The organism is Paraflavitalea pollutisoli (genome assembly GCF_029360705.1).
Lineage (GTDB): Bacteria > Bacteroidota > Bacteroidia > Chitinophagales > Chitinophagaceae > Paraflavitalea > Paraflavitalea pollutisoli.
Genome location: NZ_JARKMX010000005.1, coordinates 12,394 through 34,459, shown reverse-complemented (window position 1 = coordinate 34,459; position 22,066 = coordinate 12,394). Strand labels below are relative to the sequence as shown.

16 protein-coding genes are annotated in these 22,066 nt (G+C 49.8%); 6 read left to right on the top strand and 10 right to left on the bottom strand.

The features are described from left to right. Window positions 1-103 precede the first annotated feature (103 nt). Window positions 104-1,339, top strand: a complete 1,236-nt coding sequence (gene odhB / locus P2W70_RS12645) for a 2-oxoglutarate dehydrogenase complex dihydrolipoyllysine-residue succinyltransferase (RefSeq protein WP_276481833.1) — start codon at window positions 104-106, stop codon at window positions 1,337-1,339. Window positions 1,340-1,720: 381 nt separating this feature from the next. On the opposite strand, the gene P2W70_RS12640 is transcribed toward odhB, so the two are convergent. After that, complete coding sequence (locus tag P2W70_RS12640; protein ID WP_276481832.1) at window positions 1,721-2,347, bottom strand: response regulator; 627 nt, start codon at window positions 2,345-2,347, stop codon at window positions 1,721-1,723. 52 nt (window positions 2,348-2,399) lie between these two features. Further along, window positions 2,400-5,480, bottom strand: coding sequence for a sensor histidine kinase (locus tag P2W70_RS12635; protein WP_276481831.1), 3,081 nt, complete (start codon window positions 5,478-5,480; stop codon window positions 2,400-2,402). Between the two features lie 71 nt (window positions 5,481-5,551). Here P2W70_RS12635 and P2W70_RS12630 point away from each other — a divergent pair, with 71 nt between their 5' ends. Next, window positions 5,552-6,727 carry an RsmB/NOP family class I SAM-dependent RNA methyltransferase gene (locus tag P2W70_RS12630; RefSeq protein WP_276481830.1) on the top strand — a complete coding sequence of 392 codons (1,176 nt, stop codon included), beginning with the start codon at window positions 5,552-5,554 and terminating at the stop codon, window positions 6,725-6,727. Here P2W70_RS12630 and P2W70_RS12625 read toward each other — a convergent pair. The 3 genes from P2W70_RS12625 to mnmA all read right to left on the bottom strand — a co-directional run bounded on the left by P2W70_RS12625 (window position 6,724) and on the right by mnmA (window position 10,813). After that, window positions 6,724-8,697, bottom strand: coding sequence for a S8 family serine peptidase (locus tag P2W70_RS12625; protein WP_276481829.1), 1,974 nt, complete (start codon window positions 8,695-8,697; stop codon window positions 6,724-6,726). The genes P2W70_RS12630 and P2W70_RS12625 overlap by 4 nt on opposite strands. Window positions 8,698-8,726: 29 nt before the next feature. Next, the gene (locus P2W70_RS12620; protein WP_276481828.1) at window positions 8,727-9,500 is read right to left on the bottom strand and encodes a hypothetical protein; all 774 of its coding nucleotides are present in this window, start codon (window positions 9,498-9,500) and stop codon (window positions 8,727-8,729) included. A 218-nt stretch (window positions 9,501-9,718) separates the two neighbouring features. Further along, entirely contained in the window at window positions 9,719-10,813 is a 1,095-nt protein-coding gene (mnmA, locus tag P2W70_RS12615) for a tRNA 2-thiouridine(34) synthase MnmA (protein ID WP_276481827.1), read from the bottom strand. A 640-nt stretch (window positions 10,814-11,453) separates the two neighbouring features. On the opposite strand from mnmA, the gene P2W70_RS12610 reads away from it, so the two are divergent. The 3 genes from P2W70_RS12610 (at window position 11,454) to P2W70_RS12600 (ending at window position 13,822) form a co-directional block, all read left to right on the top strand. Beyond that, a complete protein-coding gene (locus tag P2W70_RS12610) occupies window positions 11,454-11,900 on the top strand; it encodes a single-stranded DNA-binding protein (RefSeq protein WP_276481826.1) in 447 nt (148 codons plus the stop codon). A 90-nt stretch (window positions 11,901-11,990) separates the two neighbouring features. Continuing rightward, window positions 11,991-12,809 (top strand): alpha/beta hydrolase, encoded by an 819-nt coding sequence (locus P2W70_RS12605; RefSeq protein ID WP_276481825.1) that lies wholly within the window; start codon window positions 11,991-11,993, stop codon window positions 12,807-12,809. Window positions 12,810-12,949: 140 nt separating this feature from the next. After that, window positions 12,950-13,822, top strand: coding sequence for a LamG domain-containing protein (locus P2W70_RS12600; RefSeq protein WP_276481824.1), 873 nt, complete (start codon window positions 12,950-12,952; stop codon window positions 13,820-13,822). Window positions 13,823-13,925: 103 nt separating this feature from the next. On the opposite strand, the gene P2W70_RS12595 is transcribed toward P2W70_RS12600, so the two are convergent. The 4 genes from P2W70_RS12595 to P2W70_RS12580 form a co-directional block, all read right to left on the bottom strand. Then, window positions 13,926-15,227, bottom strand: a complete 1,302-nt coding sequence (locus P2W70_RS12595) for a hypothetical protein (protein WP_276481823.1) — start codon at window positions 15,225-15,227, stop codon at window positions 13,926-13,928. Between the two features lie 146 nt (window positions 15,228-15,373). After that, window positions 15,374-16,651, bottom strand: coding sequence for an RNA polymerase sigma factor (locus tag P2W70_RS12590; protein ID WP_276481822.1), 1,278 nt, complete (start codon window positions 16,649-16,651; stop codon window positions 15,374-15,376). A 73-nt stretch (window positions 16,652-16,724) separates the two neighbouring features. Next, the gene (locus P2W70_RS12585) at window positions 16,725-17,078 is read right to left on the bottom strand and encodes a YciI family protein (RefSeq protein WP_276481821.1); all 354 of its coding nucleotides are present in this window, start codon (window positions 17,076-17,078) and stop codon (window positions 16,725-16,727) included. A gap of 155 nt (window positions 17,079-17,233) precedes the next feature. Beyond that, window positions 17,234-18,934, bottom strand: coding sequence for a PQQ-dependent sugar dehydrogenase (locus tag P2W70_RS12580; protein ID WP_276481820.1), 1,701 nt, complete (start codon window positions 18,932-18,934; stop codon window positions 17,234-17,236). A gap of 590 nt (window positions 18,935-19,524) precedes the next feature. On the opposite strand from P2W70_RS12580, the gene P2W70_RS12575 reads away from it, so the two are divergent. Continuing rightward, window positions 19,525-20,403, top strand: coding sequence for a bestrophin family protein (locus P2W70_RS12575; RefSeq protein ID WP_276481819.1), 879 nt, complete (start codon window positions 19,525-19,527; stop codon window positions 20,401-20,403). Window positions 20,404-20,430: 27 nt separating this feature from the next. On the opposite strand, the gene P2W70_RS12570 is transcribed toward P2W70_RS12575, so the two are convergent. Next, window positions 20,431-21,312 (bottom strand): YihY/virulence factor BrkB family protein, encoded by an 882-nt coding sequence (locus tag P2W70_RS12570; RefSeq protein WP_276481818.1) that lies wholly within the window; start codon window positions 21,310-21,312, stop codon window positions 20,431-20,433. Window positions 21,313-22,066: the final 754 nt, after the last annotated feature.

Sequence of the window (22,066 nt, the reverse complement as noted above, 5' to 3'; positions counted from 1 at the left end):
ATTCGGGGTCAATTTCACGCTAAAATTGACTAATATCCGAATCAGAACAAAGCCGATATTTGTAAGGTTCCGGACAAACGGACCCAACTAAGAAACATACTATATGATCGATATTAAAGTTCCGACTGTAGGCGAATCAATCAGCGAAGTGACTTTGCTCAAATGGGTAAAGAATGATGGTGATTATGTAGAAAGGGATGAAGTGATTGCAGAACTGGAAAGTGAAAAAGCTACTTTCGAAGTGAACGCCGAGAAAGCCGGTGTGCTGAAGCGTGGCGCCCAGGAAGGCGACACCCTCAACATCGGTGACGTACTGGCTACTATTGATGATGCGGCTGCCAAGCCGGAAGGTGCTGCTGCACCCGCCGCTGCTGCGAAAAAAGAAGAACCCAAGACTGCTCCTGCTGCCGACACAAAGCCTGCTGTGCAAGCGCCTGCAGCTGCTGCCAATGATGTGAAAGCAACGCCTGTTGCTGCCGCTATTATTGCCGACAAAAAAGTAGATCCCAAGTCGGTAACCCCTACAGGTTACCAGGGCAAGATCGTTAAGGATGATGTACTGGCTGCTTTGCAAAACCCCGGTAAGGTGACTGGCGGTAAAGCCCTGTTCAACCGCGACAAACGTCAGGAGAAGATGAGCCAGCTGCGCAAAACCATTTCGCGCCGCCTGGTAGAATCCAAGAATACAACGGCGATGCTGACCACCTTCAATGAAGTGGACATGTCGCGTGTGATGGAAGCACGTACCAAGTTCAAGGATAAATTCAAGGAAGCACATGGCGTGAACCTCGGCTTCATGAGTTTCTTCGCCAAGGCTTGCGCCATTGCGCTGCAAGACTGGCCCGCTGTGAACGCTTATATCGATGGTGATCAACTGGTTTACCACGACTATGCAGATATATCCATTGCTGTTTCTACACCCCGCGGTCTTACCGTACCGGTGATCCGCAACGTAGAAAGCCTCAGTATGGCAGGCATCGAGAAGAAAGTGATCGAACTGGCTGGCAAGGCGAGAGACAATAAGTTGACGATGGATGAGCTGCAAGGCGGTACCTTCACCATCACCAACGGTGGTGTGTTTGGTTCGTTGATGAGCACACCGATCATCAATCTCCCTCAGAGTGCGATCCTCGGCATGCACAAGATCCAGGAGCGCCCCATGGCGATCAATGGTCAGGTAGTGATCAAACCGATGATGTACCTGGCACTCAGTTACGATCACCGCATCATCGACGGTCGTGAGTCGGTCAGCTTCCTGGTAAGAGTGAAAGAATTGCTGGAAAATCCCGAATTGTTGCTGTTTGGCAAAGATCCGGTGAAGACCCTACTGGAATTATAAAAGTTCTAAAGGAATTAAACATAAGGCCCATGTTGCTATCTGCAGCATGGGCCTTTTTTGTTTCGGAGAGTAGCCATATATAGTTCGGGGGGCAAAAGGCAAATAAAAAAGGCCGGTGGGACCACCAGCCCTGCAAGCGGTATTAAATAGTTTATTACCACCTGTTTAGTATCACCGCTCTTGATCTCAAACAGCCCATGCAGGAGCTGCTGAAACATATCTTAATTTGAATTAGTACCGGGATTGTATAAGGGTAAACCGTTATAACATAAAGGTCTGGCAGGTAACATAATCCTGCAATAGCCTTTTTGAGTGAGGAAAAATACGCACCTACCCCTACCGGGAAGGAAGAATGGCTGGGAGCGGAGAGCAGTTCATGGGTTACACGATCCTTTCACTGAGCGCTTTGGCGATCGCTTCTTTCCCGCAGTTGACGTGTAGTTTCTGGTATATATTCTTGAGGTGTGCCCGCACAGTGTCGAAGGCGAGGCCCATTTCGGAGGCGATCAATTTGATACTATACCCTTTGGTGAGCCATTGCAACACTTCTATTTCACGGGGCGACAGATTATACTTGTTGGTGTCGGGCCTCGATTGAAAGGTGTTCAATACTTTCTTGGCAATGGTGGGCGACATGGGCGCTCCTCCTTCCAGTACTTCCTGGATTGCATCGAACAGTTTGGCCGGCGGCGTTTTTTTGAGCAGGTAGCCATTGGCGCCGGAGCACAGGCATTTGAACAATTTCTCATCATCTTCGAAGACGGTATACATGATCACCGCCGTTTTCGGTTGCGCTTCTTTGATCATTTGCACACCCCGAATACCTGATTCGCCCGGCATGTCAATATCCATCAACACCACGTCGGGTTTGTACACGCGGGCAATATTGGCGGCGTCATTACATTGATTGTAGTCACCTACCACATCGTAATTGTTCATTTTTAACAGGTAGGCCAGCGACTCCCGCAGCCTGTCATTGTCTTCAAATATGGCGATCCTGGCTAACATGCTATAAAGGTAAGCTTTGGTTACCACTAACTGGTATCACTCATTTGGGGTATCAGCTACTAACGGGAAGGGTAATTGACGTGCGTGTTCCTTTGCTCGTCGCTGATGCAATCAGGAGTTGTCCTTTCCATTTATTGACCCGCTGCTGCATGTTCTTCAACCCATTGCGATGGGTGGTTTGACGGGTATCGAATCCCTTGCCATCGTCTTCAATGGTCATATGCAGCTGGTTGCCATCGAGCCACACTTTGATCACTACGTTACGCGCTTCTGCATGTTTGTAGATGTTGTTAATGACTTCTTTGAACAGCAGGAAGCAATCGCGCCGTTGTTCCATATTGAGTTTGCGGTGGGCAAACTGTTCATCGAGGTGCAGGGAGTACCCAATGTTGGAACCATCGAAGATCTCTGCCGCATACCGGCGCATGCGGGCTACCGTTTGATCGAGTGTATCGTTGTTGGTATTGATACTCCACACAATATCATCGAGCGCCTGGCTCGAGTTGTTGACCTCCTCGGCGATGCGGTCAAGGAAGGGGGCAGCCGCTTCTCCGCGGTGTAGCTGTTGCCGGCTCAGCTCTGACAGGATGCTGATGTTGGTGAGGGTAGAGCCGATATCATCGTGCAGGTCGGTCGCAATACGGTTGCGCACCTGCTGCAATTCGATCAGGCGATTGATGCGGTAACGGTACAAGCCATACAAAATCGAAATGAGTGCCAATACCAGCAGGCCAATGAACCAACCCGTTTTCCAGAAAGGTGGCCGTATGTTGATGATGAGCAGGGCTTCCTGGTCGTTGCTGCCCGTGGGCTGGCCCCAGGCTTTGACCCGGAAGGTATAATGCCCGGGTGGGATATTGGTATAGGCAGCATAATTGCGGTTGCCGGCCGATATCCAGTTCTTGTCGTAGGGATAAAGCTGGAAGTAGTAATTGAACTTGCGGGGAGCTACATAATCCAGGGCTGCGAAACTGAAGGATAAGGAGTTCTGGTGCCAGGCCAGGTTCAGTATGTTTTTGTAGGGTATGGCTGTGTCGCCGGTCCATGGTTCGTTGTTGATGCTGGCTTGTGTGATGACGACGGGCGCCGCGGGATCGGCCCCCGTATATTTATGAGGGTCAAACCAATTCAGCCCGTTGGTGCCTCCGAAATAGAGTACGCCACCCGACGATGCGTGAAAGGCACCGGTATTGAATTCATTGCCCTGCAGTCCGTCTTCAACGGTGAACAGGCTGAAATGGGAACGGTTGATCTGCGCGAGATTGGCTGGTGGCGTACACCGTATGATGCCTCCATTGGTGCTCATCCACAGATTGCCGGCATCGTCCGGAATGATACTATAGATGGTGTTGTTGGGAAGTCCCTGTTTTTCTGAGATGCCGGAGAGTCGGCCAGTCGTAGAGTCGAGCAACAGGATACCATTCCCCAGCGTACCCATCCAGAGATAGGGTGGACGGAAGCAGAGACTTTTAAGGACCGGTTCTTCTACCCGGATCTGTTGTAATGCTTTGGTATAGGAGAGATCGGAGAAAGTGCCTGTACGAATGTGGAAGAATTGTATGCCCTTGCTTTCGAATGCCAGGCAAAGCAGGCTATCGTTGATCTTCGTGATCGCTCTGATGTTGTTGTCGGCGATACCGCCGGTGGTACCTGGCTGGTGTCTATAATTACTGATGAGCCCTTGCTGCTTATCGAGCAGGCACAGGCCGGCATTGCGGGTGCCCAGCCAGGCACGCTGTGACCCGGAAGGTAATATACACCATACCGTGTGATCGGCCAGATAGCGTGTGCCTTGTTGCTGTGGTGTGAAGCTCGCTTTGGGTTTTTGCTGCCTGTTATCGAGTATCAGCAAGCCATTGTCTTGTGTACCTACCCATACATCTTCTTCGTCGGCATATAAAGACACGATGCGCTCTTTATTGCCCGGCACCCGTTTAGTCAACAAATCGATCCGGCGCAGGGTACGACTGCTATGGTCGGGTGAATAGGATAGCCCGCTGGAGGATGTGCCGATCCACAGACCGCCCAGCGCGTCGGTAGTCACCGACCGCACCTGTTCGATGGGTATATGTTTCGGTACCGTGTTCCTGGATAGCAGTGAGAATAAGTTGAGCCGCTTGTCGTAAAAGGATACCCCACCGCCATCGGTTCCGATCCACATGCCACCCATCTGATCGGGCTGCAGGCAGAGTACATCGATGTAGCTCAGGGAAGCGGCATTGTTGTCTTCCGGCAACAGGTGGCGGATGGTCTTATCGTGGTTGTTGATGATGTATAATCCATCGCCAAGCGTACCGATCCAAACGCGGCCCTGCTGGTCGGTGCGAATTGCTTGCACTACCAGGTCGTTGGGAATGGTATTGTTGGCGTTGAAGCCGGTAAATGGCCGCAGGGCCGTATCGCCGGGCTGGCTGCAATAGAGGCCGCGCGCATAGGTGCCGACCCAGCGTTGGTTATTGTTGTCTTCTGCCATGACGCTGCAGGAAATTGGTGTTCCCGCCGCATTGTACAGGAGTCTGCTATTGATCGCTTTTGCCGGATCGATGACCGTAATGCCATTGCTGGTGAGCACCCAGTATTGTTGGTTGCGACATTGATACAAATGCTGGACGCTGTCGCTGGTGAGTGTGCCGGTGGTGCTGGTATAGTGAATGACTTTCCGGATGGTTGAGTCAAAAAAATAGAGCCCATTCTTTTGGGTACCGATCCACCAAGGGCCTTCTTTTTCCTGGCGAAAGCAGCTGAGGGGTGGTAATGGGCCGATCATGGGTAATGTCCTGTAACGGGTAAAGGAGTCGTTGTACAGATTGAACCGCTCCAGCTTTCCACCACTGGTGATCAGCCACAGATCATGGTGCTGACCTGGTATGATTTTACCGAGACGGCTATACGCACGGGTGGTGATATCGTCGAAGGTCTTACGGAAAATGGTCATTTCTTTTCCATCGTAACGGTTAAGCCCGTCTTGTGTGGCAAACCATAGAAAACCTTTGTCATCGTTGGCAATATCAATAACACTGTTTTGTGACAGGCCCTGGTTGATAGTAATCGTCCTGAAGGAAAAGGGCGATTGCCGGGCCAGTACCCAAACCGGGAGGAAGAGGAATGCCCATATAGTTAACCAGTTACGCATGAAGGTGGATGATCGATCATCAAATTAATGGTTTTTATTGGCCCAACCGCGTTTTTGCTATCTTGCAGCGGATGAAATTCTTTGCGCATCTCAATACGGCTGTTCAGGTTCTCGATCAATACAAGGGTCAACAGCCTTTTGGTCTCTTCATTAAAGAGTTCTTCCGGAAGGATAAGAAGTTTGGCTCCCGGGACCGCCGCAGCATTAGCCATCTTTGCTACTGTTATTTCCGGGCAGGTAAAGGATTGGAGCAGCTACCGGTTCCCGAGCGGATCGTAGCAGGCCTTTTTTTATGTAGCCAGGCACCCAATGAAGTGCTGGCACAACTGAAGCCGGCATGGAATGAGCAGGCCGCATTACCGTTTGCCGATAAATGGACGATGGTAGCGGGGGAGGAATCGTTGGCTGCTGTCTTTCCCTGGGCAGATGAGCTGAGCACGGGCATGGACGCATTGGCTTTTTGTACTTCTTTTTTTGTGCAGCCGCATTTGTTCCTGCGATGCCGCCCTGGCAAACGCGCGGTGGTGCAGCAAAAGCTGACGGCAGCAAATATTACGTATGCCATGGCATCGGAGGATGCCATCGCCTTGCCCAATGCTTCGAAAGTGGATGAGGTGATTGTATTGAACCAGGACGCGGTGGTGCAGGACCTTAGTTCGCAGCGGGTCGGTAAGTTTTTGCAGCTGGTCAAAGAGCGCATTACCAACACAGCCGCTTTACCGGTATGGGATTGTTGTGCTGCCAGTGGGGGTAAATCAATTCTTGCCTTCGACGTGTTCGGTAAGATAGACCTTACGGTATCGGATATCAGGGACTCGATCATTGCCAACCTGAAAAAACGGTTTGCCGAAGCCGGTATAACCCGTTACCGCTCCTTTGTGGCTGACCTGAGCAATCCACAGGCAAACCTTGCCCTGGCGATACCGCCAGTCCTCATCCTGGCAGATGTGCCTTGTTCTGGTTCGGGTACCTGGAGCCGTACCCCGGAGCAACTATTTTATTTCGACCAGGCCGCGATTCTCCGATATCAAACCTTGCAAAAGAAGATCGTTGCCCGCGTGGGCACGCAGCTACCGGCAGGGGGGCTTTTGCTGTATATTACCTGTTCGGTATTCCGCGATGAAAATGAAGCGGTGGTACAGTACATGCAGGAGCATGAGGGCTTGGAAGCGCTACATATAGAGCTACTGAAAGGATATAGCAACCAGGCCGATACCATGTTTGCGGCATTGATGCGCAAATCTTAAGGAAGTTTGATGATCTTCTGATCGTAGAAACGTTTATTCCCTTTGTTCAAGGTTATTTTATATAGACCGTTGGGCCATCCGGCGGTGTAGAGCGTGTATTGCCTGTATCCGGCAGGTTTGGATTGTTGCTGCTGATAGATCAGTTTGCCCTGGTCATCATATACCTGTATCGAGAGGTCGGGTATGGCCTCCGGTGTATTGGCGACGATCTTCAGTTCGTTGTTGAAGGGATTGGGCATCACCCGCGTGGTATTGGCCGGGAAGCAGGTATTGCTGACCTGCTGTTGTACCGTGCCGATAAGAAACGAAGTATCAGTACCGATGCGCTGTACCAGCTGGTAAGTGACCGTTCCGATACCGGCTGTCGTTAAGGTGTCGTTGATGGTGTGACTGTTCTTTTTGAAGGTGGTGGAAGTGGCAGCTACCGTGCGGAGCAGCGAGAAGTTATTTTCGCCCGGCAGTTTACGGGTGATGGAATAAACTACGCCTGTATCGTCCTGGCTGGTCCAATCGAGGCTCACTACACAATTGTTATAGGCTGCGGATGTTTTTGCCTGTTGTTGCGTCAACAGTACCAGGGCTTTTTTGAAGTCCGGCAATCCGTAGCCAAAACGTATGTCGGGATTGTTATAACGATCGGCACTTCTTTGCACGGCATCGATGATCTTCATATTACCCACTTCAGGAAATGCCTGCCATAAACAAGCGATCAGGCCGGCTATATTGGGATTGGAAAAAGAGGTGCCATTACCAGAAGAGGGCGTACCTGTAAGGCTCGCGATCACCGTGCCCTGGCCTACCGATACGATATTGGGTTTCAGCGTACCCTTACCGTTGGGCCCCCAACTACTGAAGGAGGCGATGGCCCCGGTAGGGGTGGTGGCGCCTACTGCTACCACGCTGTCGCCATCTGCCGGGCAGGAGATGAATTTGAGGTCATCGGTGCGGGCGCCGTTGTTGCCGGCACTGTTCATTACGATCATGCCTTTGCGGGCAGCCCAATCGGCTGCGCGGGTAATGAGGGAGGTATTGCCATCCCGTTGGGCGTAGGTATGATCAAAGCTGTGATCGTCGAAATCGATATAGCCCAATGAAGACGAGATCATGTCGACGCCTGCACTATCCGCAAATTCAGCCGCGGCTGCCCAGTATTGTTCTTCTACAGGATATTCACTGGCGGGATTCTCTGTTCGTAACAGCCAATAGCTCGCATGTGGGGCAGTGCCAACGAGCTGTCCGGGTTTGTTGGATGCCAGAATGCTGAAGCAATACAGGCCATGGGTGTCGTCTTCGGTTACACTGGGTTCGTTAGCTACATAATCCCAGGTACCCAATAGGCGGTTTTGAAGCCGTACACTGTCGAGTGCCGGATTGGTGTGGTAGTTACGGAACCCGGCATCAAGTATTGCGATGGTGATGCCATTGCCGGTGAGTCCGCGATCGTGCAGGTATTCGCCCCTGTGAATATGTATCTGGTTGTAGGTATTACCGTAATTGAGGCCCATTGCTCCTTGCTGCCGTGTTGCCACATAACTGGCCGGATGATCCAGTGGTACCACTGTTTCCAGGAATCTTTCCTTTGTGGCGGTGCTGTTGCCGGCAGTTTCCCGTTTGCCGATCGGGGCGCCCATGCGTACAAAAGGATAACTGTTGATCTTTGCCAGGGCAGCCGGATCGTTGGTTTGTATCAGGGCCTGGTTAAGCCATTTGGAGGTATTGATCACCGTCACCTGTGGTAGTTTACGCAAGCTATCGAGATAGGTGGCCGAAACGGGCAGGTCGGTAGAGTCGATAGGAATATGCTGAATAGTACGCCGCGCCAGGGCTTTGGGAGAAAGGTACGTGTTGGGCGTGGTCAGGCTGTGGGCCGTACCTTTCTTATCGGTGAATTGGATCAGGTAGCGACTGTATTGTGCCCTGGCTGTATGAAAGCAAGCTGTCAGCAAGAGCAACCAGGTGATGTTTCTCATACAGCCAGCTTTTTCGGTTTGTGTGTTGTTTAGTTGTGATCGAGTATCGTCAACCTGATGCCGAAACCTGCATAGGAGGCAGCATTGCCGAGTGAAGGCGGGTTGTATTCCCAGAGCGCCACGTCGCGGTAAATGAGGCCAATTCCTTTGGCATATTTTTCCACCCATACTGTTTTGGAAGCAGACCGTGAGCGATCGATGATGGGCACTTCGATCGAATCGTTGACCATGGTAACGGTAATGGTACTGTCGTAGTTTTTACCATTGATCTCGGCCGCACCGAATTCTTCGTAGGTGGATTCCCATTTGCCGATATTACCGGTTATCGTTAGTTTAAATTGATCGTAGTAGAGGCTGCTGGGGAGATAGCCATTGCCCATGAATCCTCGGCCTTCCACCAGGGGAGTCTGCATTTTTACAAAGCGCAGGTTGTTTTCGACAAGTTCGATGTTGTTACCTGCCCGCACCACCTCGTAGTTGAAGGCTGGCGCCCATTCGGCCTCATTGGTGCTTTTCAGCGAGCGCATATAGCGCTGTACCCGCCAGGAGGGGCGGCCGAGCAGGTCGGTCCCGGTACCTTCTACCACATCCTTCGCCTGGTATGACCTGATGGCGTAATTGTCGCCTACATTGAGCCAGATCAGCGAATCGACCTGGTACCTGATATATTTTCCCACTTGCAGGGGTATGTATTGATCTGGTGTTTCAAAAGTTGACTGATCCGTTTCTTTATCACATCCACTAATAGCGACCAGCAGGACCAGCATGGCTACGAGTGAATACAGGGTAACGTGTCTTTTCATGGTAAACCGGTTAGATTCTATATTTATCTGCCTGAAGGACAATGTTAATTCTTTTTTCGTTGTCTCTTTAGATACGTTGGCCAGCGATGCCTGGATGGGGCAGCCAGCAATAAAAAAAACGGGAAAATGGTATTTTCCCGGTTCTGATAACGTTTTATAGGGGCAATTATTGCTTGAAAATCAGTTCAGAATGGCCTTGCCCGGGTTGGGGCAGGTCATTATCCGCGTTGAATGATACCGCCGCCGATCACGTCATTGCCTTCATAAAAGACGGCGCTCTGACCCGGTGCGATTCCCTTGGCATCTTCGAAAAACCTGACCATTACCCCACGCTCGTGGGTGTACAGGTTGGATAGGGTTCCTTTGTCCTTGTAGCGGATCTTAGTGTTTGCTTCCATCCCGTCGGTTACTCCATCATACTTGAGCCAGTTGATCTTGCTGACCAGCATTTCGTGCCGGCTAAGGTCTTCTTCGTCGCCCAGCATCACGGTATTGGTTTCCGGGATGATGTTGGTCACATAGACGGGTTTACCAAAAGCAATATCCAGGCCCTTGCGTTGCCCGATGGTGTAAAAGGGATACCCTTTGTGCTTACCCAGCACTTTTCCCGCCTTGTCGACGAAATTGCCTCCGGCCACTTTCTCTTCCAGGCCATCTACCCGGCGCTTTAAAAAGCCGCGGTAGTCATTGTCGGGCACGAAACAGATCTCATAACTTTCGCTCTTTTTGGCCAGTTCGGGGTAACCGTAGTCCAATGCCATCTGGCGGATCTCGGTTTTCCGGAAATTACCCAGAGGGAGCAGGGTGCGGGCCAGCAGATCCTGCTGGAGGCCCCAGAGCACATAGCTCTGATCTTTGGTATCATCAACGCCTTTGCTGATATAATGGCGTCCATTGGTATGCTGGTGGATATTGCCGTAGTGCCCGGTAGCAATGAATTCGCAACCGAGGGCATCGGCTCTTTTCAGCAGCGCGCGCCATTTGATGTGGGTATTGCACATAACGCAGGGATTGGGCGTGCGTCCGGCGAGGTACTCGTCTACGAAGTTCTCGATCACAAAATCGCCAAATTCATCCCTGATATCCAATATATAGTGGGGGAAGCCGTGTTGTACGGCTGCCATCCGGGCATCATTGAAAGAGTCTACATTACAGCAGCCTGTTTCTTTTTTACTGCCTCCGCTGGCGGCATAATCCCAGGTTTTCATGGTAATACCCACCACTTCATATCCCTGGTCGTTGAGCATCAGCGCGGCTACCGTACTATCGATACCGCCGCTCATGGCTACCAGCACTTTTCCTTTACGACTCATGGTTCCTTGTTTAGTATGGAGAATAACAGGCAAATATACAAACTGTTCGGCGGAGGCGGAAGAAGCGGGAGGAGGCAATTGTCGGATTCGGGTATTGTAGGCTACTCCTGCAGTGGTGAAAATGGCGGAACGGACTCGCAGCCAACTCGAAATAAGGGGCTAGGCTGTTGTAATGTATTTATAATCAATCATCATGCTTGGGTTTTGCGATCGTCGCCAACCGATGGACGGAAAATAGTGCCAGGGCTTACTGCTCGCGTTTACCATCCTGGTCAGCATCGGATGTATTCAAAGGGGGGGCGTTGTGGTTGCGGTACCGCTCATTGCTGAAATCAGCATTTCTATAGAGCCGATGGGAAGGTTGAACATCTTCTGTTGCGAGGGAGGTGTTGTACACCCGTTTGATTGTTCCCTGTGCATGATTCGATGATAGCTTGAGATAGGTACCAATAATGGATAAACGATATCGGCGATCTCGCTGAAGTTGCTTTTATTTTCAGCGTGGCTGTAGACGAATGTATGCAGCGTTGGCCAGCTACCCACACGATATCAACATCGGGATTCTATTTATGGTTTCTGTTGATGGAAACTGTAAATTGCCGTTTGAAAACTATTAGTACGAAGCTAAATTTTATTAAGTATGATCAAACTACAAGCAATCGGTAACCTGGGCAAGGATTGTGTTACCAACACCGTGAATGGAAAAAATGTGATCAACTTCAATGTTGCTCATACTGAAAAGTTCCGTGATGCACAGGGCAACCAAAAAGATAAAACGATTTGGGTAGAGTGTGCTTACTGGACAGATCGTACCGGTATTGCTCCTTACCTGAAAAAAGGTACACAAGTGTATGTGGAAGGAACACCCGACATCAGGACCTACTCCAAAAATGATGGAACAACTGGAGTATCACTGACGTTGCGCGTACAGAATATTCAATTGCTGGGCAGCCGCGGTGAAGGCGGTGGAGACAATCCAAGTAGTGGGTATGGCAACAACAGCTATACGGCTCCTGTCAACACTACGGCACCTGCATCATCCGTTGGTGGCAATTTTGCTGAACCCATGGATGACCTGCCGTTTTAAATTGGTTACTAACCCACTGTTTTATAGTTTAAGTAAGGATGCCCCGCAATAGCGGGGCATTTCTTTATATTGTGATCCTAAAGAAATGCTATGTCGCCTCGTACCAAGCGCCTGCTGCTACGATTTTTCCTCATCGTTACTGCCGGATACCTGCTTATATGTTGCCTTGCTTACTTCCTGCAGGAGAAACTGATCTTCTACCCTGAAAAGTTACCGGATGATTATCGGTTCCGGTTTCCTGCTGCCCATGAAGAGCTACAATTTACCATGGCCGATGGCGTGCAGCTTCATGGTGTGCTCTTCAAGGCAGACAGTAGCCGGCGGCTTATTTTTTACCTGCATGGAAATGCCGGTAGCCTGGCCGGTTGGGGTGAGGCAGCGGACTTCTATACAGCCAGTGGGTATGATGTATTTATGCTCGATTACCGGGGTTATGGAAAAAGTGAAGGGAAGATCAATGGTCAGCAGCGTTTTTTTGACGACGTGCAATCTGTGTATGATAGCCTTTCAGCACGGTATGCTGTCAGGGAAACCATCATTCTGGGTTATTCGATCGGCACGGGGGCGGCTACCTGGTTGGCGGCGCACAATGATGCCCGCATGTTGATCCTGCAAGCTCCTTATTATAGCCTGACGGATATGATGCAACACTACTATCCCGTACTGCCCACCTTTGTATTGAAATATCGATTTGAGACTTTCCGGTTTCTGCCGCAGTGTAAAATGCCGGTCACCATTTTCCATGGAGATGCTGATGAAGTGATCTACTATGGATCTTCACAAAAGTTGAGCACCCTGTTCAAACCTGGCGATACGCTGATCACCTTGCAGGAGGCTGGCCACAACAATTTGAGCGACCGACCCGATTACCAGGAGGCCTTTTTGCAGGCGGTGGGCAAAGGCCAATAAGCCGAATTTTAACGGACCTGCCTGCACACTTATCCGCCAAATCTGCACACTTATGGCCTAAATCTGCACGAATACGAACTTCCCCACGGAATTAGCTTGGGATTGGTATTTTTGACCTTCAAGACCTTAAAACTCTATTTATGAAACTGTTAAAGCTGTTTTCAGGAAGTTTGTTCTTATACTTCCTCTTTTTCTCCACTGGAACTCAATTGGTGTCTTGTACACCTGATCCAATATTCGATACGATTTACGTCAAAGACACTTTGACTATAAGAGATACCCTGACAATCCGGGATACTGTCGATTGTAATTGTTATGACCTGAAAGACGGACTGGTAGCCTGGTATAATTTCAATGGCGGTAACCTGAATGATAGCAGCGGTAAAGGTAACCATATCGTGTTCAATAATGCCACGAAGACGACCGATCGTAATGGGAAGGCAAATGGTGCTTATTTGTTCGACGGCACCAACAGTTACATGCGTGTAGCCAACAGTACCAGTCTAAATCCGCAAACTGCCATCACCATTTCAGCTATTGTTAAGGTGAATGGTTTTTACGCTGGGTTCTGCAAAGGCAACCAAATCATAGGCAAGCAGGGCTATGACGATTATACAGATGGCTATTATGCACTTCGGTTTGCTGATTATCTCGGAGACTGCTATACCCCAAGGGATACTACAAGGATGAGGTTCTCCGGTGCCTACGGAAATAATTACGGAAGTGGCGGTACTGCTGCAGTAACCGATAGCTTCTTCGTTAAGAAAAGCACCTGGTACAATGTTGTATATACCTACGGCGACAATGAATCACGAATATATGTAGATGGAGTACTGATCAAAAAAAGCGTCGATCCTGCTGTATTCACACCAAACAGTTCTGATGTATATATAGGAAAGACGAACAATACGCAATATCCTTATTTCCTGAATGGGGTTGTGGATGATATTCGCATTTACAACAGGGCATTGTGCTCCGGTGAAGTAAAGCAATTGAACCGGGTTAAAGACTAATTTACTTTAATACCTCTTAAACTATAGGCTGCCTCCCGCAAGGGAGGCAGTTTTTTTATTGACTGGAAAGAGCTAATGAGTGCCGTATTGAACAAGCAACTGTTCAGCGGCCTTTTTCATAAGCCTTTACCAAACGCTCTACCTCTGCCCGGCTAACGGGCGCCTGCTGGTTATCGAGATTGATGACATAAAGATATCCCTTGCCGCCTTTGGTGGCATTAAACGCGCTGACGAGATTGTATTGCTCGCTGACCAGCAACCGGCCATTCGATTCGTTCCAGAGTTCTTTGGCGCATAGGCAGCCGTTGGTGGGGGAAAGCGGGTACCAGAGTTTATTGCTGAAGTATTTGGGATCAATGGCGGTGCCATGGGCAATGATCTCCGACCGGCCTATCTTGCCGGCCTGGAAGGCTTCTTTCATGGGTGCATATTGGCGCCAGGAGGGTGGCAATAACTCGAGGTAAGTGACCAGGGAATCACGGGTGCTGTCCCAATGTTCCCAGGGGGGCAGCTGAAAGTATTTGTCCCAGCTGTTTTCATTGGGCATGATCAATTGCAGGTTAGGGGTAGGACCAATCAGCGCATTTCTCGAAACGGCGGTACCCTGCAAGCTGTATACTCCCTGGGGTGTGCTACCATTCGTAATGAACCAGGGTAGGTCGGAGGCAGAACGGGCCAGTTGCTCGAAGATCATGAGGCGCCCGTCCGGATGACGCATGAACTTGCCGCCCGCATCCTGTACGATGGCGATGCCGGGGTAGTCACGGTTCCAACGCTGCAGGGAGTATACCGTTTTTTGTTTACGATCTGACTGGTACTTGAAAAGGGTGGAAAGGTCGGGTGTTTTGCGTGCAACAGCCGCGGTGTAACTATTGAGGTGTTGTTCAAGTGCCAGTAACAAAGGAATAGAATCGTAATTACTGAACTGTTCTACCATCCTGATCTTGATGTCGTTAGTATTGGCGGTAGAACGATCGTGGCGAAACAGGTAGCTAGCTGCCATCGCAAAAAGCTTCGGATGTGTTTCCTGCTGCAATACCCGTGTTAGCTGTTGTACATAGGTGCTGGGGTATATGGCATACACCGCTTCCAGCAAGGCTCTCCGGGTATCGTATTCCAGTGAGTCGTAGGCGAGAAAGAGTTTGTTGAACCCGTTGGCTACATCTTCACCGGCAAACTGGTATTGAGCGATGGCCAGGCAGGCCGATTCGAACCGGTATTCGGTATTGCTGTCGATAGCTTGCGTGAAGGTATACCCAACGACGTTATCACGCAGGTCTTTTGCGAGCCAGGCTCTTTTCTCATACAATACGAAATTGGAATAAATATCTTCTCTGCGCGTCTGTGCCTGCATGGTCAATTGTATCCCGAGCAAACTCAGCAAGCCTACCGTCCATATCTTCATGTTACAAATGTACTGGCCTGGTGGCAAATTTGAGCAGGCTTGTCGGTATAGGCTGATTCAGCCATTATGGCTCCATGCTATTGCCTGTAGGGCGGTTGGCGAAGTTAGAGGGAATGGATGTAGTAGTGGGTTTTGGCAATAGGTGATCAATTCAGTTTTGCGTGTTCAGCCAGTTTGATCTTTTCCAGGATGAGTTTTTTCTCAGCCGATGAGGTGGTAAGTGTAAGGGCCCTTTGGAGGTATTTACAGGCGTTGTTACTGTCAAGAAGTTGCCTATAAAGATCGCCCATGACAGCATTGTAGAGGTATTGGCTGGCCAGTAGCTTTTCAATCCCTTCTATAAGCCATATCTCCCGCAGAGCAGTTGAGGCGCCATCGGTTTGCGCGAGTACAATGGCACGGTTCAGTTGTACCGTGGGTGATGGTTTCAGGTCCAGTAGCAGGTCGTAAAGGTGCCGCATGTGCTGCCAGTTGGTGGCCACAAAACTGTTGGCCATGCAATGTTCTGCCGCGATGGCTGATTCAACATGGTAAACGGTCAGGGTATTTCCCTGCGAGGAGTGATTGAGAAAATGAAAGCCCTGTTGTATCAGATTCTTATCCCAGGTGCTGCGGTCCTGGTGCTGCAGCAGAATAATATTATTATCGCTTCCTATCCGGCTTTCGAAGCGGGAGGCCTGAAAACACATGAGGGCCAGCAACGCAAAGGTGGCGGGACGGGCGCCTGCCGGATGTTGAGAAAGCAGCAGCCCCAGGCGCATGGCTTCTACGCACAGGTCGCGACGAATCAGTTCATGTTCTTTGCCAGAATTATATCCTTCATTGAAGAGTAGGTATAGGGTGGCATATACCATGTCGATCCTGGATTGAAGTTGTGTTCCTGTTGGTATTTCCAGGGGAATATGCTCTTCCTGCAGGAACTGCCTGGCGCGGTACAGGCGTTTCTGGATCGTGGCTTCGTTGGTCACCAATGCCCGCGCAATCTCGGCGGCACTGAATCCGGATACGGTTTTAAGGGTAAGGGCAATCTGGTCTTCTTCTTTCAATGCAGGGTGGCAGCACGCGAAGATCATGCGCAGTTGGCTATCTGCCATCTCTGTGTCGAGAAAGAATTGCCCAACGGTTTCATCCGTGTCTTTTTGTAGCAGGTGTTCGAGCTCTTGTGAATATTTTCGTTGATGCCTTTCGCGCCGGATTATATCGATGGCTTTGTTCCTCGCGACGCGCATCAGCCAGGCCCCGGGATTGTCCGGTAATTGGCCAAACCGCCAGGTCTGTACAGCTTTGAAAAATGCTTCCTGCACTACATCTTCCACCATAGCGAGGTTGTGGGTACCGAACACCCGGGTCAATACGGCAATCATCCGGCCGGATTCGTGCCTGAAAAGATGATCTACCAGCTGCTGAGAGGAGTTAGATGTCATTGCGGAGTGTTATGCAGGCAGTTGTCGCGGGCTGCGACAACTGCCTGCAAGGAATAAAAAGGTTGACGGTTGGTTAGTCTTCGCCGGGTACTTCCTGTACTTCTCTGATCTCCACACTGCCCTCCATACCAAAGTCGGGGAATCCCTGGGCGTGCTGCACGGCTTCATCGATGTCCTTCGCCCTGATGATAAAATAGCCACCTACCAGCTCCTTGCTTTCGGTGAAAGGTCCGTCTGTTACTACGGGTGATTTTCCCGCGATCACTTTACCGGCTTTGGTGAGCGGGCGTCCTTCGATGTAAATGCCCTCAGCTTTTAGCTGATTGACCCAGCTGATCCATTTGTACATATAGGTCTGGAATTCATCGGCGCTCATATTCATGTCTTCGACATGGGGGCCTTTGAAGATGAACATAAACTCTTTCATAACATCGTTTTGAGATAAATAATAGGATTACCGTGCACAGGACGAATGAAGGACATCGGGCAGGACAAATGTGCGAAATATTTTTTGGGTGCAGCAGGAGGTAATTAAAAACCCGGCCTTTCAGCCGGGTTTTCGGATGATGATATTGACAATGGTTATTGTACCATAAAGGTTTTACTGATGGTTTTATCGGCGCGGCTAACCACGACGGTATACATCCCTTTGCTGAAGTTACTGACATCCAGTCGTATGACACCGGTCTGGTTTTGCAGGTTCTTGACCATCAGGATCTGTCCCTGCATATTGAATACCTGCATATTCATAAATGGTTCGTTCAGCTGTACCTGAAGTTGCCCGTAGGAAACGGCGGTGGGGAATAACTGCATTTCTTTTCCTCTACCCGGATCGGTATCTACGCTGATGACGCGACTATAGGTAAAGCTGCTATCGAGATCGATCAGTTTAAGGCGATAGAAAACAGTGCCGTAGTAGTTGGTCGGGTGTTTGTAATAATAATCGGCGTCGGTGTTCTTCCGGGTGGCCAGTACGGTACCGGCGCCGGTCCAGGTAGTGCCATCGGTGCTGAATTCAATAAAGAATGATTGCAGGTCGATCTCGCGTGCTGTGGTCCAGCGAAGTTCATTGTATCCTGCTTGTGAGGCTGCTGTAAAGGAGATCATGGTGACGGGTAAAGCACTGGCAACAGCGACCTGGTACAGCATGCCGGTTAATGATACGGCCAAAAGTTCCCCGCTTTCCGTTTCTCCGAATCCTGCAATACCGCCTGGCAAACCACCTTGTTGGGTTACCTCCCAGGTAGCCCCATTGGGCTTGATCAACCAAAAATTGTCGGAGAGATAGTCGGCGCAAACGTAGTAGCCTGACAGTGTCGGGAATTGTGTACCGCGGTATACATATCCTCCGGTTACGGAAAATCCTCCCGTTGTATTGTTGTGCGGATAGGTGAAGATGGGATTGACGTATTGGGATGCTGGCAGGCAGCCACTTGTATTGTAGGTAGCTGTTCCTTCGTAGCAACGCCAGCCATAATTGATGTTGCCGGTCGCATTGGCGGGGCGGTAGTTGATCTCCTCTGCTGCGTCCTGTCCTACGTCTGCCAGCCAAAGGTCACCATTGCTGCGGTCAAAGCTCCAGCGCCAGGGGTTGCGCAGGCCGAAGGCATAGATGCTATGCAGGGTGTCGGTGGCATTTACATAGGGATTTGTGGGCGGAACACTGTAGTAGGGTGGGGTAGTGAAGTTGTTGACATCGATACGGACCATTTTCCCCAGCAGGGTATTGCCGTTTTGCGCATTGTTGTCGGGATCGCCCGTACCGCCGCCATCCCCGACCGCAAAATAGAGATAGCCGTCTGTGCCGAAATTGAGTTTGCCCCCATTGTGGTTGGTTTCCGATTTGGGGATTGTCAGCAGGACGGTTTTGGTGGCAGGATCTCCCTGGTTGGGATTGCCCGACTGAACATGGTAACGGGCAATTTCAACATCACCGGCAGTATTGGTATAATAGACGAAAAAGAAACCGTTGGTGTTGAAATTGGGATGAAAAGCAAGGCTAAGCAGCCCCTGCTCACCCCCGGAAGTAATACCCGTTACGGTGAGAAAATTCCCCAACGTGTTGTAGTTGGCGTCAAATACTTTGATCGTACCACCACGTTCTACCACGAATAGGCGGTTGGTACCGTCGCCAGCATTGACCACATCGAGTGGAGCGCTGAGGCCGGTAGGTACGACCGGATTTAACGACAGCATGGGTTGTGCCTGCAGGCGAGGTAATGGCATCAGCCCCAAGAGCAAAGTGAATATGGGCAGCAACCGGGGAAGTGTAAAATTGGTCATATACATGATATTTACTTGAAATAAGCAGGTAATATCAGTTCTGACAGGGACCGGACGGTCTTAACGGCGCAGGTACAAATTCAATGCCTTAGGGGAGGAATAAAAAGCGGTAAGGATCTTTGGGTAGGTAGCGGGATTTGATAAAAAAACAGCTCCCAAATCTATGAAATCGGTAAATACGTATATGTGAAAAATACCGGAATTTACTTGTACTTGTACGTATCCATCGGTCTGAGTATGCTTAAAATGTTGGATATCTGGTTACTGGGTATTGGTGTTTATGGAAAAGGGGTTTAATTTTGGAGCAGGTCAACCGTCCGTTTACCATCCGTACAGCCCGCACTACCAATGAATACCTTTAATCTGTCCAATCCATTTACAGTAATTCGTTAAAATAACAGAGGTTGTCAAAGCGGTCTGGTTTCGCTTGTAAAACAAAGGGGGAAAACGCAATGATGAAAAACATGAATGATTACCTTGCGTTCTTTGGTTTATCCGTCGTGAGGCGGTGCTCTTAGGAGCGCGAAATTCTTAAAGCTGTCTTTTGTACAACCTCTTTTTCATATCCCGCCGGCGATTATTTTTGTGGTATGATCACTTACAATCCCAAAGACTGGTTCACTTTTGTTTTCCGTTTTCACAAAGCTGATACGTTGCGTAAACTGGTACCACTGATCGTGGGTATCTCTCTATATACCGGTTTGATCGCTTTTCTCGAACTGGAGGTTTTTCAACTGAGTCAGAATAACTACCTGAAGAATATTTCGATAATGAACAACTTGCTGAGTTTCGTGATCTCGATGCTGCTGGTATTTCGCACCAATACGGCGTACGATCGTTGGTGGGAGGGGCGTAAATTGTGGGGAGCGCTGGTGAACAACAGTCGTAACCTGGCCATCAAGATGAACGCCATGCTGGAGCCGGGTGATGAGGGTAACCGTTCTTTTTTCAGGCGGGTGATACCCATGTATGCGAACGTCCTGTCGAGGCATCTTGGTGAAGAAAGCACCCGGCTGGCGCTGGACGAGCAAGAGCATCCGGAACTGGGTGAGCTGGATCATGCCAAGCATATACCCAACCAGGTGGCCGCCTTGTTGGTAAAGCGGGTAAACCGATTGTACCAGGAGAAAGTGATCACCGGTGATCAGCTGATCGTGCTGAATGGCGAGTTGATTGCTTTTACCGACACCTGCGGTGCCTGCGAGCGGATCAAGAATACGCCCATTCCTTTTTCTTATAGTGTCTTCCTCAAGAAATTCATTTTCTTCTATGTAATGACCCTGCCTGTTAGCTTCGTATTCAGCCTGGGCTATATTGCGGTTCCTGTGGTCGCGTTTATATTCTACGTGCTCGCAAGTCTGGAGCTGATCGCCGAAGAGATCGAAGATCCTTTTGGCAGTGATGCCAATGACCTGCCCACGCAAAAGATTGCCAGCAATATCAAAAAGCATATCGCGGAGATATTATAACAGGCGAGGTCTGGCGCCTGTTGCCCATTAGTCCACCATCGACAATTTGTACCTGATTGCATGCCGGTGCGGTGTTATGGGATGCTGTTTGTGCGATGCCCATACTTTCAAAAAGCAGGCGCCATAATAGAACATAAACGAACAGTAGAAGACGAATAACAGTAACAATACGAAAGACGTAGAGGTGGCATAGATATTCTTAATCGTGCTGTAGGACAGTAGTACACCCAGGATCATTTTCCCAATTGTAAACAACAGACCGGTAAAGAAGGCGCCTGCGAGGGTGGTTCGCCAGTTGGTATAGCCGTCGGAAATGTATTTGAATACCAGGGTAAACCAGGCTGTGGCAGCAATGACGGAAATGATCTGCTTGAGCAGGCGGTTGAGCAGATCGGCTTTTTCAGGCAGCAAGGTTAGTAATCCTTCCGCCAGGAGGACAGTGAGGAACAACATTCCGGCCAGTAAAATGATGAGGAAGGAGCGGCCCCTTTGGCGCAACTGGAAAAGAAATCCTGTACTGTCTTTTAACCGGATGTCCCAAAGCTGGTTGAGTGTGTCGCGGATCACTTTGAACAGGGTCGTAGATACGAATATCAGGAACAGGAATACGCCTGCGGCGATGTACCAGGCCTGCGCCAGCTGCCGCACATTGCGGAGGGTAGCCCGCATTTCTTCCACGGCATTGGGCCCTAAAATATCGGTGAGACCGGTAAATAGCTGCTGCCCGATGGCTCTGCGACCTGCTATCAGGCCAAAGATCTGGATGAGAATAATGACGATGGCCGGCAAGGCAAAAGTGGTGAAAAAGGCAGTGGCCGCAGCTATCCGCAACGGATCGTTCTTTTGGAACTCCCGGAAAGCTGCTCTCATCAATCCCGCCAAAGTAATGGCTCCCTTGTACGAAGGCATGGGCTATAGTTTTTGGGCCTGGCGATTTTGCGATCCAAAGCCAGCCTGAAGGTACTCAAATTGCCCGAAGGGGATTGTTTGTGCGGATTAGAATGGTCTAAAAACAACGACTCCCTTTTTAGACAAAAAGGGAGTTGGGTAAACCATCCAATATGTATATTCCTTTGAAAAACTGTAACCGAAGTTTAAAGAAACCGGGACGTCAACACACTGCTTTGCTTTTTTTCAGCGACTGCCTGGAACCTGTCATCCTTCACACGCTGCTTTCCGGCAATCCTAAATAATTTGTTGTCTACTGGCCATACTGTTCACATACCTGCTACACACCGTCCCGGTTGTTGATTGGTTGTTGTAAGGGTCGTTACAACATCTTTCTTTTGTGGGGGTACGCTTTGCTCTTTGTGATAAGCTACGGTACGCCTTCCCAATCAAAGGATCAAATTCATAGTCTCAAGGTTCAATTACGATAAGGTCTGCTGGTCGTTTGCTCCTTTGATGACACAAAACTAATGTGGCTGGCGGCTGCTGAAAAGTGCTATTGAGTAAACTGTGCTATTTGTTTAATGAATGGGGGCAAACGGCCTATAAACTGTTTTGGACATCGGATGGGTGGAAACTTAACATTTCATTTACCGGATGTTAAGGGTCGGCAACCGGGCTGACTGTATAGCCTGATCGAGGCCTGGCCTGCGTTTTAGGGGTTTATGGGTAGTGTGGTGCCTGGCGGGCGTTTCAGGTAGTTTTGGGTGAGGTA

What these genes read in the sequence shown, in the direction of transcription:
- odhB (WP_276481833.1), top strand. Translation starts at nt 104, where the DNA reads ATGATCGATATTAAAGTTCCGACTGTAGGCGAATCAATCAGCGAAGTG.
- mnmA (WP_276481827.1), bottom strand. Translation starts at nt 10,813, where the DNA reads ATGAGTCGTAAAGGAAAAGTGCTGGTAGCCATGAGCGGCGGTATCGAT.
- P2W70_RS12635 (WP_276481831.1), bottom strand. Translation starts at nt 5,480, where the DNA reads ATGCGTAACTGGTTAACTATATGGGCATTCCTCTTCCTCCCGGTTTGG.
- P2W70_RS12625 (WP_276481829.1), bottom strand. Translation starts at nt 8,697, where the DNA reads ATGAGAAACATCACCTGGTTGCTCTTGCTGACAGCTTGCTTTCATACA.
- P2W70_RS12605 (WP_276481825.1), top strand. Translation starts at nt 11,991, where the DNA reads ATGTCGCCTCGTACCAAGCGCCTGCTGCTACGATTTTTCCTCATCGTT.
- P2W70_RS12585 (WP_276481821.1), bottom strand. Translation starts at nt 17,078, where the DNA reads ATGAAAGAGTTTATGTTCATCTTCAAAGGCCCCCATGTCGAAGACATG.
- P2W70_RS12620 (WP_276481828.1), bottom strand. Translation starts at nt 9,500, where the DNA reads ATGAAAAGACACGTTACCCTGTATTCACTCGTAGCCATGCTGGTCCTG.
- P2W70_RS12610 (WP_276481826.1), top strand. Translation starts at nt 11,454, where the DNA reads ATGATCAAACTACAAGCAATCGGTAACCTGGGCAAGGATTGTGTTACC.
- P2W70_RS12600 (WP_276481824.1), top strand. Translation starts at nt 12,950, where the DNA reads ATGAAACTGTTAAAGCTGTTTTCAGGAAGTTTGTTCTTATACTTCCTC.
- P2W70_RS12570 (WP_276481818.1), bottom strand. Translation starts at nt 21,312, where the DNA reads ATGCCTTCGTACAAGGGAGCCATTACTTTGGCGGGATTGATGAGAGCA.
- P2W70_RS12575 (WP_276481819.1), top strand. Translation starts at nt 19,525, where the DNA reads ATGATCACTTACAATCCCAAAGACTGGTTCACTTTTGTTTTCCGTTTT.
- P2W70_RS12595 (WP_276481823.1), bottom strand. Translation starts at nt 15,227, where the DNA reads ATGAAGATATGGACGGTAGGCTTGCTGAGTTTGCTCGGGATACAATTG.
- P2W70_RS12590 (WP_276481822.1), bottom strand. Translation starts at nt 16,651, where the DNA reads ATGACATCTAACTCCTCTCAGCAGCTGGTAGATCATCTTTTCAGGCAC.
- P2W70_RS12630 (WP_276481830.1), top strand. Translation starts at nt 5,552, where the DNA reads ATGAAATTCTTTGCGCATCTCAATACGGCTGTTCAGGTTCTCGATCAA.
- P2W70_RS12640 (WP_276481832.1), bottom strand. Translation starts at nt 2,347, where the DNA reads ATGTTAGCCAGGATCGCCATATTTGAAGACAATGACAGGCTGCGGGAG.
- P2W70_RS12580 (WP_276481820.1), bottom strand. Translation starts at nt 18,934, where the DNA reads ATGACCAATTTTACACTTCCCCGGTTGCTGCCCATATTCACTTTGCTC.